Raw genomic sequence first — 14,863 nt, forward strand, 5'->3', positions numbered from 1 at the left:
CGATGAGCAAGACGGCACTGATTTTCTGGGGCGGCTGGGAAGGTCACACCCCGGCCCGAAGCGCCGAAATCGTCAAGGAGATGCTGGCCGGCAACGGCTTCGACGTGCAGCTGGAGCAGGGGACTTCGGCACTTGCCGATCCGCAGCTGGGCAAGCTCGATCTCATTGTCCCGGTGATCACCATGTCGACAATCGAAAAGCCGGAGCTGCAAAACCTGACCAGCGCCGTCGGGGCCGGCACCGGCCTTGCGGGCTTTCACGGCACCATGTGCGACAGCTTCCGCAACGAGCCGGAATACCAGTTCATGACCGGCGGCCAGTGGGTCGCCCATCCCGGCAACATCATCGACTATCACGTCGACATCACCAGGCCAGGCGATCCGGTCATGCAGGGCATCGACGGCTTCGCCTACCATTCAGAGCAGTATTACATGCATGTCGATCCGACCAACGAGGTGCTGGCGACGACTACTTTCACCGGCGAGCATCTCGATTTCATCGCCGGCGTCGTCATGCCGGTTGTCTGGAAGCGCCGCTACGGCAAGGGCCGCGTCTTCTACAGCGCGCTCGGGCACACCGCCGACGAGTTCGCCGTGCCGCAAATGCGCACGATGTTCGAACGCGGCGCGATTTGGGCCAGCCGAAACTCGGACCTTGAATAGCCGTTCAATCTGAACGCCACGTATCGTTGTAATCTTTTAAAGGGCGGCCGCCCGAACGCTGACACAGGCAAAATTGACTACCATGGTAGTATCCAATACACCAGCGGTCTTCATCGAGAAATTCCGCAGCTGGAGGTCGAATGGAGCAGACGTGGCGATGGTTTGGTCCGAGCGACGCGGCAACGCTTGCCCACGCAAGGCAGGCCGGCGCAACCGGCATCGTGACAGCATTGCACGACATCCCTTACGGCGAAGTCTGGCCGATCCACGCTATCAGGCAGCGCCAGGCGCTTATCGAGGCGGATCCGGCGATGGGCCTGAAATGGAGCGTCGTCGAGAGTGTGCCCGTGCACGAGGACATCAAGCTCGGCCGCGGCGATCTCGACCGGCTCTACGACAATTTCAGGCAGACCTTACGGAATCTCGGCGCCTGCGGTGTGCGCACGGTCTGCTACAACTTTATGCTGATCCTCGACTGGACCCGGACCGACCTGGCTGCGCCGCTGCCGGGCGGTGGACGGGCGCTCCGCATGAACATGCACGAGCTTGCCGCGTTCGATTGCTACATGCTGCAGCGCAAGGGATCGGAGCGCGACTATGCGTCCGATGTTCTCCAGCGGGCGAGCGAATGGTTCGAGACGACGCCGGATACGTCAAAAGAGCGTCTGCTCGCCAACATCATGGCCGGCCTGCCGGGCGCCTTCAAGCGCTACGACATAGCAGAATTGCGCGAAGTGGTGGCCGAGCAATCGGGCCTGTCGCACGACCGGCTGCGCGAGAACCTCGTCCGTTTTCTCGAAAACGTGCTGCCGGCGGCCGAAGAGGCGGGCGTCACGTTGGCGATCCACCCGGACGATCCGCCGCGCGATCTCGTCGGCCTGTGCCGGATCGTCAAGAACGCCGACGACATCGCCCTTATCCTGGACGCCGTGCCATCGGCCCATAGCGGCCTCACCTTGTGCACGGGGTCGCTGGGCGCCAACCCGGCCAATGACGTGCCCGCCATCGCCAGGCGCTTTGCGCACAAGATAAACTTCGTGCATCTGCGCAACGTCAGCAAGGACCCGGACGGCTCGTTCATGGAATCCGAGCATCTGAGCGGCGATGTCGACATGGTCTCGGTGGTCTCGATCTTGCTCGACGAGCAGCAACGCCGCCGCGACGCCGGCGAACCGGCGGCGCTGCTGCCGTTTCGCCCGGATCATGGCCACGAGCTGATCGATGACGCTGCGCGGCACACCCATCCCGGCTACCCCGTGATCGGCCGTCTTCGCGGCCTTGCCGAATTGAGAGGCGTGATGACGGCGATTGCCCATCAGCGCGGCTACCGGCTGCAATGACGGCGCCCCGCCTGCTCTGCGTCGGCGCGCTCACCTACGACACGATCTTGCGCCTCGATGTCCTGCCCTCCGGCGCCGGCAAGTTCCTGCCAAGCGAGGCCGTGCAGATCGCGGCCGGCATGGCGGCAAGTGCCGCCGCGTCGGCCAGCCGCCAGGGCGGGCAGGTCTGGCTATGGGCAAGCGTCGGCGACGATGCTGTCGGCCGCGATGTCATCGGCCAGATGGAGGCGGAGCGGGTCGACTGTTCGCTGGTGCGCAGGGTTGAAGATGGCCGCTCGGCCATTGCCACGATCCTGGTCGATGCCGCCGGCGAGCGTATGATTGTGCCCTTCTACGATGCAGTCACGCAAGCCGATCCTGACCGTCTTCCGCCCGCGGATTTTTCCCGCTTCGACGCCGTGCTGGTTGATGTCCGCTGGCCCGGAGCCGCGGCCCTGGCGCTGGCGAAGGCTCGCGAGTGCGGCATCCCGGCGATCCTTGACGCCGATGTCGCGTCGCGACCGGTGCTCGACCGGCTGCTGCCGCTCGCCTCGCATGTCGTTGCTTCGCTGCCGGCGGCACGCATCCTTTGCGGTCCGGAGATATCCGCCGGTTCTGCCGTCGCCATTCTCGGCGAACGGACCGGCGCCTTCGTGGCGGTCACCGATGGCGCGAACGGCACCGTGTTCCGCTACTCGGGCAGCAATGACGTCCGTCATCTGCCGTCGCCGCGGGTCGAAGCCGTCGACACTCTGGCGGCAGGCGACGTGTTCCACGGCACCTTCGCTCTCGGCCTGGCCGAAGGTTGGGACGAAGAGCGGGCGATAGCAGTGGCCAGCGCCGCCGCCGCCCTGAAATGCCTGCGCTTTGGCGGACGTCTTGGCGCACCGACGCGCGCGGAAACGCTGGCTTTCATGCAAGGATCGACATGATGCCGAACCCGCTTGGGCCGGCTCGGTGGAAAGAGCACGTCAAGTGGCGGCCGTCGACTACCATGGCAGTTCCTGCGCAACTGTTCGAGGGAGGATAAATGGCTGAGTTCAAAAAACGCGCACTGGTCACGGGGGCGGCCATGGGCATCGGCCGTGCTGTCGCCGAAAGACTGGCCGAGCAAGGCGTCGACCTGATCCTGTTCGACCGGGCGGGCGATCAGCTGGATGAGGTCGCGGCGCAGCTTTCGGCGCGCGGCGTGACCGTGCACACCGTGCTCGGCTCGACCGCCGACACTGAGGCCTGCGGCCGCGCCGTCGAGCTTGCCCGGTCCGCGTTCGGCGGGCTCGACATGCTCTCCCACAATGCCGGCATCCAGCGTTACGGAACGGTGGAGACCACGGACGAGGCGCTTTGGGACGAGGTGATGAACGTCAACCTCAAGGCTGCCTACCTGCTCTCCCGCGCGGCGATGCCGCTGCTGCGGCAAAGCCGCGGCGCCATCGTCCATATGAGCTCGGTGCAGGGTCTGGCCAGCCAGGAAGGGGTTCTGGCCTACAGCACGGCCAAGCACGGCCTGATCGGCTTGGTCAAATCGATGGCCGTCGACTATGCGCCGCTCGGCGTGCGCGTCAATGCCGTCGCTCCGGGTGCGGTCGACACGCCGATGCTGCGGGATGCGGTCAAGCTCAACGATAAGCCCGACGAGATCCTGCGCATCCTCGACAATATGCATCCGCTCGGCCGTACCGCCCAGCCGCAAGAGATTGCCGCAGTCGTCGCCTTCCTGCTGTCCGACGATGCCTCCTTCCTCACCGGCGAGGTCGTACGCGTCGATGGCGGCCTGCTGGCGCGCATCGGCGGTTCTCCGCGCAAGGAATAACGTCGGCGCTGCTGCTTGCGCAGGCATTTCATGAACGGCTTGAAGCTGCAGAGCCTATAAGGGGTCGCCGATGGCAGGGCTTTTGGGAATGCGGACCATCACCGAGGGGCGGCTCGGCGAAACCGCCCCTGGCGCTTCAGTTGCGGCTAGGACGTTCGAGGTTTTGCTCGAGCAGATCCTGACCTTCCGCCTGAAGCCGCACGAGCTGATTTCTGAAAAGGCGATGTCGGAAGCCCTCGGCGTGAGCCGCACGCCGGTCAGGGAGGCGCTCGCCCGGCTGGCCGGTCTTGGCTTGATCGACATTTATCCGCAGCGCGGCAGCATGGTGGCACCGCTGCGGATTGCCGATCTCGAGAAATCGCAGTTTCTGCGCGAAGCGCTCGAAGTCGGCCTGATCAAGCGCGCGGTCGAGAGCCCGCGCCGTGCCGACCTGCTTGCCGTGCTCAAAGGCGAACTGGCGGTCCAGGAGACGTTCGCCTCCATCGCGGACGACAGGCGCTTCTTCAAGTCGGACGAGCTGTTCCATCAGCACATCGCCAGCCATGCCGGCTTCCCCGGAATCTGGGCCGATATCAGCGCGGCGAAGCTGCACATGGACCGCTTCCGCTTCCTGTCTTTCCCGCGCCTCGACAGCATGTCGGTGGTTCTCGGCCAACATCGGCGGATCGTCGATGCGCTCGAGCAGGCCGACGCCCTTGCCGCGGAAGAGGCGATGCGAACGCATCTTCGCCGCATCTTCGAGGTGCTCGAAATCGTCCGGGAGCGCTATCCCCATTATTTCGAGGCAAACGGCAGTGTGAGCCCGCTTTCGGCCGGCTCAATCCAAGCCTGAGCCTTTCTTGCGCGCTTCCGAAGGCGTCTTGGTCTTGCTGCCGGATTTGTCGGAAGCTGGCTCGGCTTTGCGATCTTGACCCTCGCCGCCTTGCTCCTTGCGGAGCTGCTTTTCCACTATCGATCGCGATCCTTCCGCCGGGTCTTGTTCAGGATGAGTATCGGTTCCCGTCATGTCGGCTCCTATCCATTTTGATCAATTGCGTGCGGCGTGGGCTGACCTCCGCCGCCGGTTCTGTCGCGCCCGATCATCAGCCAGGCGGCGAACAGCACGACCAGTACGACCACGATCCAGGCGACGAAACGAGGCATCGGCCTCATGTCCCTCGCCGCCGCTTGCTGCCGCGTGCCTCCGGATCGGAGCCGGCCTCGACCGTTGGATCGGGCACGACCGGGCCGCGTTCGGCCTCGGAACCCTCAGCTTCGATCTCCTGCACGGCCTGATCCCAGTGCTCGCGCTCACGTCCTTGCGGACGGCCTTCGCGCTCCCAGATCTCATGGGCTCGCTGCCGGATACGCTCTTCCCTGTCCATGGCCTTTGCCTCCTCATCCCCTAATCCGGCGATCGCTGGTTTGTTCCGCGGTGCCAGCGCCGTTCATCGCGGTTCAGTTGACCTGATCACCCAGCGCTCTAGATCAAACTTCGCGCCGAAGTCGCTTAGTGCGGGGAGAACAATCGTGTGGCAGCAACGCTACAAGCACGTATTGTAAATGCCGTTACAGCCGTCGGTCTTCGACCAGACCGCCCGTGCTTGCTGCTGATAATATTTGTATTGACGGCATGCTCGCCTTCCGACCAGGTCGAGCAGCAGTCGAAAACCGCGGCTTCCGCCACACAGACTGCATCGCTGGTCCTGGAGAGCTGGATCGCTGGGGGAGCCCCGTCGGAATACACGTCGCGCACTTTGCAATCGGTCGGCAAGGCGCTCGCCGATGCCGGTGCGCAAATCCAGTCCGCCAAGTCGCCTGAGCCCAGCGGGCAAGCCGGTCTGACGATGGCGGTTGGACGGCTTTCCGCAACGGCAATGCGCGCGGCGACGGCCGTGCAGAACGGCAACCGCTCGGAAGTGGAACACGCGCAGCAGGATCTGCGGGCCGCCGCCGCCGATCTGAGCACGTCCTACGCGAAATATTTCGCGCCGAAATCATGAAGAAGCTGCTCGAAATATCGCTCGGCGTCGTCACCAGCGTTGGCGGCTTTCTTGAGGTCGGATCAGTGGCGACCGCCGCTCAGGCCGGCGCGGCGTTCAGGTTTCAGCTGATATGGGCCGTCGTCCTGGGCACGATCTGCATCATCTTCCTGGTCGAAATGGCCGGACGCTTCGCCGCAGTTAGCCATCACACCATCGCCGACGGGATCCGGGAACGGTTTGGCTTCAACGCCTTTCTGTGGCCGTTGCTTGCGACCTTGCTGGTCAACTTCCTGGTCATGGCAGCCGAAATCGGCGGTGTTGCCATTGCGCTCGAGCTCGCCACCGGCATCGGCTTTCAGTGGTGGGCGCTGCCGGTCGCTTTTCTGGCATGGCTGTTCCTTTGGAAAGGCACGTTCGGATTCATCGAAAAAGGCGTCGCGATCCTCGGGCTGGTCACGCTGTGCTTCGTGGTTGGCGCCGTCATGCTGAAGCCCGATTGGGGGCAGGTCGCGGCCGGGGCCGTGCCCACACTGCCGGATCACGACGCGGCCAACTACTGGTTCATGGCGGTCAGCATTCTTGGTGCGTCGATCTCGCCCTATCTGTTCATGTTCTATTCGTCGGGAGCGATCGAGGACGAGTGGGACAAGAGCTATCTCGGAGCAAATCGGGCGATTGCCGGCCTGGGCATGAGTTTTGGCGGCACAATCGCTATGGGTGTGCTGATTGTGGCGGCGCTCGTTCTGGCAGCACACGGCATAGAGCGGGTCGACGACTACCACCAACTGCCGCTGATGCTGATCCAGATCTTCGGTTTCTGGGGGTTCGTCCTGTTCGTCGCTTCACTTGGCATTGCCTGTTTCGGTGCCGTGCTCGAAATCGGCCTGCAGCAAGCCTACCTTGTGGCGCAGGGTTTCGGCTGGACCTGGGGCGAGAACCTGAAACCGCGCGACGACCCGGGTTTCAGCACCGTCTATACAATCTTGTTGGTTCTCGCCGCCATTCCGATCGCACTGGGCCTCGATCCGCTGAAGCTCACCATCTTTTCCATGGCGCTGACGGCCGCCAGCCTGCCGCTGACCGTGGTGCCGTTCCTCTTCCTGCTGAATGACGAGCGTTATGTCGGCGAGCACCGCAATGGCATGATAGCGAATGCCGCGGTCATCTTCATCATCGCGCTCGGTTTCGTGCTCGCGATCGTGACCATTCCTTTGCAGATATTCGGAGGCACGTGATGAAGTTGCTGCGCGACATCTTGGACAAGCAAGTGGTCGACCGCGAGCAGGTCAAGATCGGCAAGGTCGACGGGCTGGTGGCCGAGCTCAGGCCAGGCGAGCCGCCTAAAATCGTTGCGGTCGAGCTCGGCTCGATCACGCTGGGGCGTCGGCTTGGCGAGCGACCCGGGCGCTGGATGGCGCGGGTTGCGGCAAGGCTCGGCGGCAAGCGCCATGCCGAGCCGCACCACATCGCCTGGAACAAGGTGCGCGACATCGGCGTCGACATCGAGTTCGATATCGACGTCCGCGAAACGGCGATTTTCGACTGGCAGGACTGGCTGCGCGATCATGTCATTGGGCGTATTCCGGGAGCTGGATGATGGCCACCGTCAATCTTGAGCAATTGGCTGGCAGGAATGTGCTTTCGCAGCGCGGCAAAAGCATCGGCCGTATCGAGGAGATACGCGCCGAACCGGATGGCGACGACCTGGTGGTTACCGAGTACCATGTCGGCATCTACGCGGCCTTCGAGCGTCTGTCCGCTTCGGCTATCGGCATTGCGGTCCTCGACGTCTTTCGATTGCGCGGTCGCGACAGCGTGTACCGCATTCCCTGGGACAAGCTCGACATCTCCGACCCGGCGCGGCCGCGGTTGTTATGCACGACGGAAGAACTTTCCGGTATGAAGGGGAGTATCGAGGGCGATAAACCGGAATGAACGATACTTTCCCGCCGTCGGAGAATGGGGTCCAGTGAAAGTCCTGGTTACCGGCGCCACCGGCCTGATCGGTGCCTCCGTCGTCGCACGCCTTCTTTCCGAAAGGCATGAGGTGATCGGATTGGTCCGCAGCCCCCGCGCAAACCGGGCCGGCAATTATCAATTGCTGGTGCTGGACATGGCGGCGGCGCTGCAGCCCGAAGACTGGCTACCGCATCTCAGGGGTGTCGACGCCGTCGTGAATTGTGCCGGCGTCCTGCAGGACAGCCCTCGCGAAAAGACGCGCGAAGTCCATCGCGATGCGGCGGCAGCACTCTTCCTCGCCTGTGCGCGGGCAGGGGTTGCCCGGGTAATCCACTTCTCGGCGATAGGCGTCGATCGGGCGCAGCCTTCGGCATTCTCGGCGACGAAACTGGCCGGCGACCAAGCGCTTATGGCGCTTGATCTGGATTGGGTGATCCTGCGCCCGTCCGTGGTGCTCGGCCGGCCGGTGTTTGGGGCCAGCGCATTGTTTAGGGGTCTCGCCTCGCTGCCGGTGCTGCCGTCCATGCCCGGCACCGGCCGGCTCCAGGTGGTACTACTCGACGATGTGGTCTCAACAGTCGTCTTCCTTCTCGATCCCGACAGTCCGTCTCGCGTCGTGTTGGAACTTGTCGGTCCCGAACAGCTGAGCATGGACGAGGTCGTCGGCAGCTATCGCCGATGGCTCGGCTGGGCTCCTGCAGCCAGGTTTGTCTTGCCGGCGGCTGTTGCAAGGCTTCTCTACCGCCTCGGCGACCTTGCCGCGATGTTCGGCTGGCGTCCACCGATGCGCACCAACGCGGCCAGAGAGATCGCCCGAGGAGCGGTTGGAGATCCCTCGGACTGGACCGCCGCGACCGGCATACGCCCGCAAACCCTGGCGGGCTTCCTCGCGCTCAATCCGGCAACGGTGCAGGAAAAATGGTTTGCCCGGCTGTATTTCATCAAGCCTGCGATCTTCGTCGTCCTGCCCTTCTTCTGGATCGTGACGGGTATTGTGTCGCTGACCACCGGCTATAACGGTGGCATCGAGCTGATGCAAAGCACGGGGGCTGGCATCTTGTCGGCGCCGACCGTGATAGCCGGTGCTCTTGCCGACATCGCCGTCGGCGCGCTCCTAGCCTGGCGGCCAGCGACGCGAAAAGGCCTCTATGGCGGCATCGCGCTCTCGCTCTTCTACCTGGTCGTCGGAAGCTTCCTGAGCCCCGATCTGTGGAACGACCCGCTCGGGCCGTTCCTCAAGGTGTTGCCGATCCTGGTGCTGCACTTTGTGGCCTTGGCAGTGCTGGAGGAGCGTTGATGCTCTATTTCCTGCTGAAATTTCTGCATGTCATCGGCGCATCCGTGCTGCTTGGTACCGGCGCCGGTATCGCTTTCTTCATGCTGCTCGCCCACAGGACCGGCAATGCCGCGACGGTTGCGGCGGTGGCGCGTATCGTCGTCGTCGCCGACTTCCTTTTCACCGCGACGGCCGTGGTCGCGCAGCCTTTGACCGGAGCTGCGCTCGCCTGGCAGGCAGGCTACTCGCTGTCGGAGAGCTGGATCGTACTTTCGATCGCGCTCTATATCTTCACCGGAATGTTCTGGCTCCCGGTCGTCTGGATGCAAATGGAGATGCGCAAGCTGGCATCGCAAGCCGCCGCTGCAGGCGCGCCGTTGCCGCCGCGCTATCATCGGCTCTTCTGGCTGTGGTTCGCCTTCGGCTTCCCCGCCTTCGCTGCGGTACTCGGGATTTTCTGGCTGATGATCACTCGGCCTGCGATCGACTGGTGAAGACAGGCCGCGTGCAGCTGCCGGGATGAGCGATGACTTTCATTTCAGCGAATAGAGATAGGCCGCGATATCCCGCGCCTCCTGCTCGGAAATTCTGGTCGAAGGCATTGCCGTGTGCGGATTGATCTCTCTTGCGGCGCGTATCCAACGGACCATGTTTCGCGGGTTGTTGGACAATACGCCGCCGATATAGACCCGGGTGGCCAAGCTGGCGTCGAGGCGTGGACCGACCAGTCCCTGCGCGCCGGGCACGCCGGTGATCGTGTGGCATCCGGCACAGCCATTGGCCATGATGATTGGTATGGCGCGGGCGCCAACACCGCCGGTTGCATTGTCGGCCTTCTGCTCCACTCGACGGCTTTGCTCGAAGTACAACGCGATCCCGGCCAGGGCTGCAACAAGCACGACAATTGCCGCGGCGCCGAGGATGGGTCCGGACGGAGTGAAGCGCGATGTTGCGCGCACGCCGATGCTGCTAGGGGCATTGTCCGTCTTATGCGCGACCCTGACGAGGCGCTCCGGCCACAACGTCAGCGCCGCCCAAGCTGCGGCCAGCACGGCAATCGCCGTCCCGGCACCAATGACCAGCTTAGACAGCCTGGAGCGCATGCGACGCCTCCCGTCTTCTCTGTCCACTTGAGCGAATCCACAGACCGGCCAGCAGCAACGCGGCTCCGCCATAAATCAGGCCGGCCGGAACCCACATCACCAAGCCGGCGAGCTGTTGGTCCTCGAGCGGGCTAAGGCTCCACAATTCCGCGCCGGCTGCGTTTACCGGGTACCACAGCCTTGGCGAGACCAGCAGCAGCACCCCGAGCAGGCCGGTGTGCAGCGAGGTGAAAAAGAGGTGCATGACTGCGCTGCCGTAGGCTTGTTCGCGGCCTGAACGCGGCAGCAGCACCCACCAGAACAGCAGCCCCGTACCGAAGAAGCTGGCATGTTGCGCATAATGCAGGACACCCTGTGCAAGCGCCGCCTCGAACAGCGCCGGAACGTGCCACGCCCATATCGCGACGCCGTGCAGGAAGGTCGCGGCTAGAGGGCGGCTGACGGCGGCCCAAACGGTTCGAAGCACCTTCGCCTGCCCGGCTGCGCCAAATGCCAGCCGCAGCTTGGTCGGCAATGCCCACATCATCGCCGCCGCCGGACGGGAGGCGACCAGCAGGGGTGCCGCCACCGCCATCAACAGCTCGTGCTCGATCATGTGGGCGGTGAAAACGCGCTCACCGAATGCGTGGAGCGGACTGACCAGTGCTGCCGCCAAAATGGCCCAGCCGGTCGCAAACAGCAGGGCTTGCCGCAACCGCAACGGGCGGCTGCGGGCACTCCGCCGCCACAGCCGAAAGGCGCCTGCCGCGTAAAGCAGTGCGACCATGGTTAGCGGCAGCGTGATCGGCAACGCCAGCGTCCAGCCGGCCTGCGGGGCGCCGGCACCGTAGCAGATCGAGGTCGAGAAGAGCGCGTCGAAGCTCATCGTAGGCAGCCGTCAACAATGAGCGAAGCCGCGCCTTGCATGACGATTACCAGCCCAAACAGTACCGCGCTGAGAATGCCGATATTGGCGACGAAATGCTCGGTGCCGCGCGTACGATCCGGTTTAAAGGCGGCGCCACCTTGCTGTCGCGCCCGCCACGAAAGCACGCCGCCGAGCGAGGCCAGCACTGTCAGCACCAGCGCAATGACCGGTATGACGGGAATACCGTGGGCGCACTGCCACTCCACGAACGCATAATTCAGCTGCGTCGATACCGCCCAGGCCAAAGGCCCGGACAACAGCCCGCCCCATGATGTGCCCAAGCGAAGCGCACGCATCTCAGTCAAGCCTCGGCATCCAGTAGATCAACAGATAGATCGGGATCCAGGTCGCGACCACGAAATCCCAGTAGAAGACGTTGTCGCCAACGTCCCCGAAACGCCGGCCGCTATAGCCATGGCGCGTGAACATCAGGACCGTCAGCACCAGCGTGTCGCCGACGTCGGTAATCAGGTGCGTTGTGTGAAGGCCGAGCAGGACCCACAGCATCGAGCCGTACGCATTGGTATCCCAATAAATGTTGAGGGCCGGAAATTCGAACCACCGCACGACAAGCGGTGCGATACCCAGCAGCGACATGACGATCAGGCCGATGCGCACGGGCACCATGGCACAGGCTTCGGCGTAGCGGTTCAGTATGTGATTGGGCACCACGCTGGCGAGCAGCAACAGCGTGACGATGGTGCCCGGCCAATGGTTGGGCGGCGGCACGCCCAATGGCCATTTGGGCGACAGATAGGCGAGGTAAAGATAGGTGCCTGCGGCGAGCGCGAAGCCGGTGCCCTCCAGCGCCATGAAGGCGAGAGTGCCCCACCAGGTCGGGCTGCGCGGTCCGATCCCGAAGGTCGGGAGTTTGGAAAGATCGGCGGCAGGACGCTGTTTCATTCCTCATCCTCCGGATCGCCTTTCGGCCAGAACCAACCGATCAAAGTGATGGCGATCGGCCCGGCTCCCCAGACCACCGCCCACGGGCTGAAGATCGAATAGAGAAAGGTGGCGCCGACGGCGAGCGCGGCGAACAATGGCCAGATCGACGGCGTCGCCGACTTCTCGCGCACATCTGGATGCGCCTCTGCCACGGTCGAAATGACAAGTTCGCGCGCGTCGACGCGAAGCCCGGTCGCGACAGGCAGCGTGTCACGCTCGGCCCAGAGCGGCTCGGCGTGGGTAACCACCGGGATCCGAGCGAAATTATAGCTCGGCGGTGGAGAGCTCGTCGCCCATTCCAGCGTGCCGGCATTCCAGGGATTGTCCCCGGCCGGGGCGCCCCTCGAGGCGCTGTACACCAGGTTTATAGTGAACAGAACGAAGCTTAGGAACAGGATGACCGCGCCGGCTGTGATGAACAGGTTGATGTTGCCCCAGCCGAGTTCCACCGGATAGGTGTAGACCCGCCGCGGCATGCCCCACAGGCCGACAATGTGCATCGGAAAGAACGCCGCATTGAAGCCTAGGAAGGCAAGCCAGAAGTGCCAGCGTCCGAGACGTTCGCTCATCATCCGGCCAGTGATCTTGGGGAACCAGAAATAGGTCGCGCCGAGCAGCGGGAACACCGACCCGCCGATCAGCACGTAATGGAAATGCGCGACCACGAAATAGGTGTCGTGCACTTGCAGGTCCAATGGCACCGACGCCAGCATCACCCCAGTCAGGCCGCCCGCGACGAACGTGAAGAAGAAACCGAACACGAACAGCAGCGGCGTTCTGATTATCGGGCGTCCGTCCCACAATGTCGCCAGCCAGCAGAAGATCTGCAGCCCGTTCGGGATGGCGATCAGCATGCTCGAGGCGGTGAAGAAGCTCGCGCCGAGCTTGGGCAGACCGGTTGCGAACATGTGGTGAACCCACAGGCCGAACGACAGAAAGCCGACCGCGATCAAGGCCAGTACCATGCCCAGATAGCCGAATACCGGACGCCGGGCGAAAGCGGCGATGATCGAGGACACCATGCCGGTAGCCGGCAGGAATATGATGTAGACTTCGGGGTGGCCGAAGAACCAGAACAGGTGCTGGAACAGCAATACGTCGCCGCCCTCGGCGGGATTGAAGATATGGGTGCCGACCAGGCGGTCGAGGATCAGGAACGTCGACGTGATCATGACCGCCGGCATGGCGAACACGATGACGAAGGAGGTGACCAGCATCGCCCAGACATAGAGCGGAATCTTGTCCAGCGACATGCCCGGCGCACGCTGCTTCAGCACGGTGACGATGGTGGCAACCGCGACCGCCAACGATGACACTTCGGTATAGGTGATCATCTGCGCCCACACGTCGGAACGCTTGCCCGGCCCGAATTCAGGACCGGACAGCGGCACGTAGGAGAACCAGCCGACGTCGGGCGCCATGTCGAGTGCAAACGACACCCAGGCGAAGAGGCCACCGGAGAGATAAATCCAGAAGCTGAATGCATTGAGGCGCGGAAAGGCGATGTTGCGGGTGCCGACCATCAGCGGCACGAGGTAGATGCCGGTAGCCTGGACGATCGGCACTGCAAACAGGAACATCATGGTCACGCCATGCATGGTGAACAGCTGGTTGTAGCGGTCGGGCCCGATCAGCCCGCGCTCCGGGCCCGACAGTTGGATGCGCATGGCAACGGCGCTGAGGCCACCGAGGCACAGGAAGGCGAAAGCGGTGATCAGGTAGCGCCGCGCGACAATCTTGTGGTCGACGCACGAGAGCGCACCGATGATGCCCGGCGCCGTCTGCCATGTCCGCGCCAGCCAGCGGTCAAGGCTGGAGTCGTCGAGGCCGGTATCGCGAGGACCGTCGCGCTCGGGGGCCAGGTCTCCTTTGCCGGCCGCTGCTCGCTCGCCGGCGAGCCGACGCTCACGGGCCAGGTCGGCGCTGCTCATTTCAGGCCCTCGAGATAGGCGACGATCGCATTCAGTTCGTCCCCGTCCAGTCGCACCACGGGCATGTGGGCGCCTGGCTTGATCCCCTGCGGATTGGCTATCCAGGCTGCGAGATTGCCGCGGCTCATTGTCAGCGTGCCGGCAGCGAGCGTTTGCCGGCTTGCGATATGGGTGAGGTTTGGGGCGACCGTGCCGCCGGCGATGGTGCCGCCGATCTTGTGGCACATCACGCATGGCCGTTTGAGGAACAGGTCGTGGCCGGTTTTGGCCTCGGCCGACACGGGGGCGGCCGCCGGCCGCAGCTGATCGTTCAGCCAGGCATCGAAGACGGGCCGAGGTTCGGCGATGATGAAGGTGCTCATATTGGCATGCTGCGCGCCGCAGAACTCGGCGCATTGCCCGCGATAGACGCCGGGCTTGTCCGCCTTCAGATCGAGAACGTTCTCGTGGCCGGGGATAAGGTCCAGCTTGCCCGAGAGGTTCGGCACCCAGAAGGAATGGATAACGTCGGTCGAGGTCACCACAAGCCGCACCGGCTCGCCCGCCGGGATGTGGATTTCATTGGCGGTCGTCAGGATGCGGTTCGGCTGATCGTTTTCGTAGCGCACCTCCCACCACCATTGATGCCCGGTCACCCGGATCGTCAGCGCCGCATCCGAGCCGATGGCGGCGAGCGTCCGGTTAGCGAAGTAGCTCAGCAGCGTCAGGCCGACCAGGATCAGGGCGGTAGCGGCGAGTGCGGCGACGACAATTCGCATCTTGCTGCGCTCGGCGGCAGCGTCGAGGACAAGCGGGTCGCCGAGCGGCGCCGCGCGCCGGGCCAATGGCACGATCAGCACGGCCATCACCAGAAGCCAGACCACCGTGCACAGCGCGGTGAAGAACCAGATCAGCCATGCGAGTTCGCCCGCGGCTGGGCCCTTTGGGTCGAGCGCGGATTGCCAGCCGCTGCATCCTGCAAGGAGCAGCATGCAGGCTGCGCCG

The 14,863-nt window shown here is 63.9% G+C and carries 20 protein-coding genes; 11 read left to right on the plus strand and 9 right to left on the minus strand.

All coding sequences use genetic code 11. From position 1 onward, the window contains the following. Positions 1-2 precede the first annotated feature (2 nt). The 5 genes from NKJ23_RS11095 (at position 3) to NKJ23_RS11115 (ending at position 4,626) form a co-directional block, all read left to right on the plus strand. A complete protein-coding gene (locus tag NKJ23_RS11095) occupies positions 3-662 on the plus strand; it encodes a ThuA domain-containing protein (protein ID WP_352680328.1) in 660 nt (219 codons plus the stop codon). Positions 663-802: 140 nt separating this feature from the next. Next, positions 803-2,002: a mannonate dehydratase gene (gene uxuA, locus NKJ23_RS11100; RefSeq protein ID WP_352680329.1), complete on the plus strand. Its 1,200-nt coding sequence runs from the start codon at positions 803-805 to the stop codon at positions 2,000-2,002. After that, the gene (locus NKJ23_RS11105) at positions 1,999-2,913 is read left to right on the plus strand and encodes a PfkB family carbohydrate kinase (protein WP_352680330.1); all 915 of its coding nucleotides are present in this window, start codon (positions 1,999-2,001) and stop codon (positions 2,911-2,913) included. The genes uxuA and NKJ23_RS11105 overlap by 4 nt, the downstream gene beginning before the upstream one ends. Before the next feature lie 98 nt (positions 2,914-3,011). Further along, a complete protein-coding gene (locus tag NKJ23_RS11110) occupies positions 3,012-3,794 on the plus strand; it encodes an SDR family NAD(P)-dependent oxidoreductase (RefSeq protein ID WP_352680331.1) in 783 nt (260 codons plus the stop codon). A gap of 70 nt (positions 3,795-3,864) precedes the next feature. Continuing rightward, on the plus strand, positions 3,865-4,626 hold the full coding sequence (locus tag NKJ23_RS11115) for a GntR family transcriptional regulator (protein WP_352680332.1): 762 nt from the start codon (positions 3,865-3,867) through the stop codon (positions 4,624-4,626). Here the strand turns inward: NKJ23_RS11115 and NKJ23_RS11120 are convergent. The 3 genes from NKJ23_RS11120 to NKJ23_RS11130 are packed head-to-tail and all read right to left on the minus strand — an operon-like array spanning position 4,612 to position 5,158. Continuing rightward, positions 4,612-4,800 carry a hypothetical protein gene (locus NKJ23_RS11120; protein ID WP_352457405.1) on the minus strand — a complete coding sequence of 63 codons (189 nt, stop codon included), beginning with the start codon at positions 4,798-4,800 and terminating at the stop codon, positions 4,612-4,614. The genes NKJ23_RS11115 and NKJ23_RS11120 overlap by 15 nt on opposite strands. 8 nt (positions 4,801-4,808) lie before the next feature. Beyond that, positions 4,809-4,937, minus strand: coding sequence for a hypothetical protein (locus NKJ23_RS11125; RefSeq protein WP_280952094.1), 129 nt, complete (start codon positions 4,935-4,937; stop codon positions 4,809-4,811). A gap of 5 nt (positions 4,938-4,942) precedes the next feature. Further along, on the minus strand, positions 4,943-5,158 hold the full coding sequence (locus NKJ23_RS11130; protein WP_023676165.1) for a DUF2934 domain-containing protein: 216 nt from the start codon (positions 5,156-5,158) through the stop codon (positions 4,943-4,945). A gap of 219 nt (positions 5,159-5,377) precedes the next feature. On the opposite strand from NKJ23_RS11130, the gene NKJ23_RS11135 reads away from it, so the two are divergent. The 6 genes from NKJ23_RS11135 to NKJ23_RS11160 are packed head-to-tail and all read left to right on the plus strand — an operon-like array spanning position 5,378 to position 9,487. Further along, positions 5,378-5,776: a hypothetical protein gene (locus NKJ23_RS11135; RefSeq protein WP_352634563.1), complete on the plus strand. Its 399-nt coding sequence runs from the start codon at positions 5,378-5,380 to the stop codon at positions 5,774-5,776. Next, the gene (locus NKJ23_RS11140; RefSeq protein WP_352680333.1) at positions 5,773-6,993 is read left to right on the plus strand and encodes an NRAMP family divalent metal transporter; all 1,221 of its coding nucleotides are present in this window, start codon (positions 5,773-5,775) and stop codon (positions 6,991-6,993) included. The genes NKJ23_RS11135 and NKJ23_RS11140 overlap by 4 nt, the downstream gene beginning before the upstream one ends. Beyond that, on the plus strand, positions 6,993-7,355 hold the full coding sequence (locus NKJ23_RS11145; RefSeq protein WP_352680334.1) for a hypothetical protein: 363 nt from the start codon (positions 6,993-6,995) through the stop codon (positions 7,353-7,355). Before NKJ23_RS11140 ends, NKJ23_RS11145 begins: the two co-directional genes overlap by 1 nt. Beyond that, positions 7,355-7,693: a hypothetical protein gene (locus NKJ23_RS11150; RefSeq protein ID WP_352680335.1), complete on the plus strand. Its 339-nt coding sequence runs from the start codon at positions 7,355-7,357 to the stop codon at positions 7,691-7,693. Before NKJ23_RS11145 ends, NKJ23_RS11150 begins: the two co-directional genes overlap by 1 nt. A 34-nt stretch (positions 7,694-7,727) precedes the next feature. Further along, on the plus strand, positions 7,728-9,014 hold the full coding sequence (locus NKJ23_RS11155; protein ID WP_352680336.1) for an SDR family oxidoreductase: 1,287 nt from the start codon (positions 7,728-7,730) through the stop codon (positions 9,012-9,014). Next, positions 9,014-9,487 carry a DUF2269 family protein gene (locus tag NKJ23_RS11160; protein ID WP_352680337.1) on the plus strand — a complete coding sequence of 158 codons (474 nt, stop codon included), beginning with the start codon at positions 9,014-9,016 and terminating at the stop codon, positions 9,485-9,487. Before NKJ23_RS11155 ends, NKJ23_RS11160 begins: the two co-directional genes overlap by 1 nt. 39 nt (positions 9,488-9,526) lie before the next feature. On the opposite strand, the gene NKJ23_RS11165 is transcribed toward NKJ23_RS11160, so the two are convergent. Genes NKJ23_RS11165 through coxB form a run of 6 tightly spaced genes read right to left on the minus strand, consistent with a single transcriptional unit; the run spans position 9,527 to position 14,850 of the window. Next, positions 9,527-10,096 (minus strand): c-type cytochrome, encoded by a 570-nt coding sequence (locus NKJ23_RS11165; protein WP_352457410.1) that lies wholly within the window; start codon positions 10,094-10,096, stop codon positions 9,527-9,529. Beyond that, positions 10,077-10,961: a cytochrome c oxidase assembly protein gene (locus NKJ23_RS11170; RefSeq protein WP_352680338.1), complete on the minus strand. Its 885-nt coding sequence runs from the start codon at positions 10,959-10,961 to the stop codon at positions 10,077-10,079. Before NKJ23_RS11170 ends, NKJ23_RS11165 begins: the two co-directional genes overlap by 20 nt. Next, positions 10,958-11,299 (minus strand): hypothetical protein, encoded by a 342-nt coding sequence (locus tag NKJ23_RS11175; protein WP_352680445.1) that lies wholly within the window; start codon positions 11,297-11,299, stop codon positions 10,958-10,960. The genes NKJ23_RS11170 and NKJ23_RS11175 overlap by 4 nt, the downstream gene beginning before the upstream one ends. A gap of 1 nt (position 11,300) precedes the next feature. Continuing rightward, positions 11,301-11,906 carry a cytochrome c oxidase subunit 3 gene (locus NKJ23_RS11180; RefSeq protein WP_352457412.1) on the minus strand — a complete coding sequence of 202 codons (606 nt, stop codon included), beginning with the start codon at positions 11,904-11,906 and terminating at the stop codon, positions 11,301-11,303. Further along, on the minus strand, positions 11,903-13,879 hold the full coding sequence (gene ctaD / locus NKJ23_RS11185; RefSeq protein ID WP_352680339.1) for a cytochrome c oxidase subunit I: 1,977 nt from the start codon (positions 13,877-13,879) through the stop codon (positions 11,903-11,905). Before ctaD ends, NKJ23_RS11180 begins: the two co-directional genes overlap by 4 nt. Continuing rightward, positions 13,876-14,850 carry a cytochrome c oxidase subunit II gene (gene coxB, locus NKJ23_RS11190; protein WP_352680340.1) on the minus strand — a complete coding sequence of 325 codons (975 nt, stop codon included), beginning with the start codon at positions 14,848-14,850 and terminating at the stop codon, positions 13,876-13,878. Before coxB ends, ctaD begins: the two co-directional genes overlap by 4 nt. Between the last annotated feature and the right edge of the window lie 13 nt (positions 14,851-14,863).

Origin of the sequence: Mesorhizobium sp. M0184, assembly GCF_040322215.1 — a bacterium.
GTDB lineage: Bacteria > Pseudomonadota > Alphaproteobacteria > Rhizobiales > Rhizobiaceae > Mesorhizobium.

Bases quoted from the DNA above. Each gene is read 5' to 3' on its own strand.
- NKJ23_RS11130 (WP_023676165.1), bottom strand. From the start codon at position 5,158: ATGGACAGGGAAGAGCGTATCCGGCAGCGAGCCCATGAGATCTGGGAG.
- NKJ23_RS11150 (WP_352680335.1), top strand. From the start codon at position 7,355: ATGGCCACCGTCAATCTTGAGCAATTGGCTGGCAGGAATGTGCTTTCG.
- NKJ23_RS11180 (WP_352457412.1), bottom strand. From the start codon at position 11,906: ATGAAACAGCGTCCTGCCGCCGATCTTTCCAAACTCCCGACCTTCGGG.
- NKJ23_RS11175 (WP_352680445.1), bottom strand. From the start codon at position 11,299: ATGCGTGCGCTTCGCTTGGGCACATCATGGGGCGGGCTGTTGTCCGGG.
- NKJ23_RS11120 (WP_352457405.1), bottom strand. From the start codon at position 4,800: ATGACGGGAACCGATACTCATCCTGAACAAGACCCGGCGGAAGGATCG.
- NKJ23_RS11160 (WP_352680337.1), top strand. From the start codon at position 9,014: ATGCTCTATTTCCTGCTGAAATTTCTGCATGTCATCGGCGCATCCGTG.
- NKJ23_RS11165 (WP_352457410.1), bottom strand. From the start codon at position 10,096: ATGCGCTCCAGGCTGTCTAAGCTGGTCATTGGTGCCGGGACGGCGATT.
- NKJ23_RS11095 (WP_352680328.1), top strand. From the start codon at position 3: ATGAGCAAGACGGCACTGATTTTCTGGGGCGGCTGGGAAGGTCACACC.
- NKJ23_RS11170 (WP_352680338.1), bottom strand. From the start codon at position 10,961: ATGAGCTTCGACGCGCTCTTCTCGACCTCGATCTGCTACGGTGCCGGC.
- NKJ23_RS11105 (WP_352680330.1), top strand. From the start codon at position 1,999: ATGACGGCGCCCCGCCTGCTCTGCGTCGGCGCGCTCACCTACGACACG.
- uxuA (WP_352680329.1), top strand. From the start codon at position 803: ATGGAGCAGACGTGGCGATGGTTTGGTCCGAGCGACGCGGCAACGCTT.
- NKJ23_RS11115 (WP_352680332.1), top strand. From the start codon at position 3,865: ATGGCAGGGCTTTTGGGAATGCGGACCATCACCGAGGGGCGGCTCGGC.
- NKJ23_RS11140 (WP_352680333.1), top strand. From the start codon at position 5,773: ATGAAGAAGCTGCTCGAAATATCGCTCGGCGTCGTCACCAGCGTTGGC.
- ctaD (WP_352680339.1), bottom strand. From the start codon at position 13,879: ATGAGCAGCGCCGACCTGGCCCGTGAGCGTCGGCTCGCCGGCGAGCGA.
- NKJ23_RS11145 (WP_352680334.1), top strand. From the start codon at position 6,993: ATGAAGTTGCTGCGCGACATCTTGGACAAGCAAGTGGTCGACCGCGAG.
- coxB (WP_352680340.1), bottom strand. From the start codon at position 14,850: ATGCTGCTCCTTGCAGGATGCAGCGGCTGGCAATCCGCGCTCGACCCA.
- NKJ23_RS11125 (WP_280952094.1), bottom strand. From the start codon at position 4,937: ATGCCTCGTTTCGTCGCCTGGATCGTGGTCGTACTGGTCGTGCTGTTC.
- NKJ23_RS11110 (WP_352680331.1), top strand. From the start codon at position 3,012: ATGGCTGAGTTCAAAAAACGCGCACTGGTCACGGGGGCGGCCATGGGC.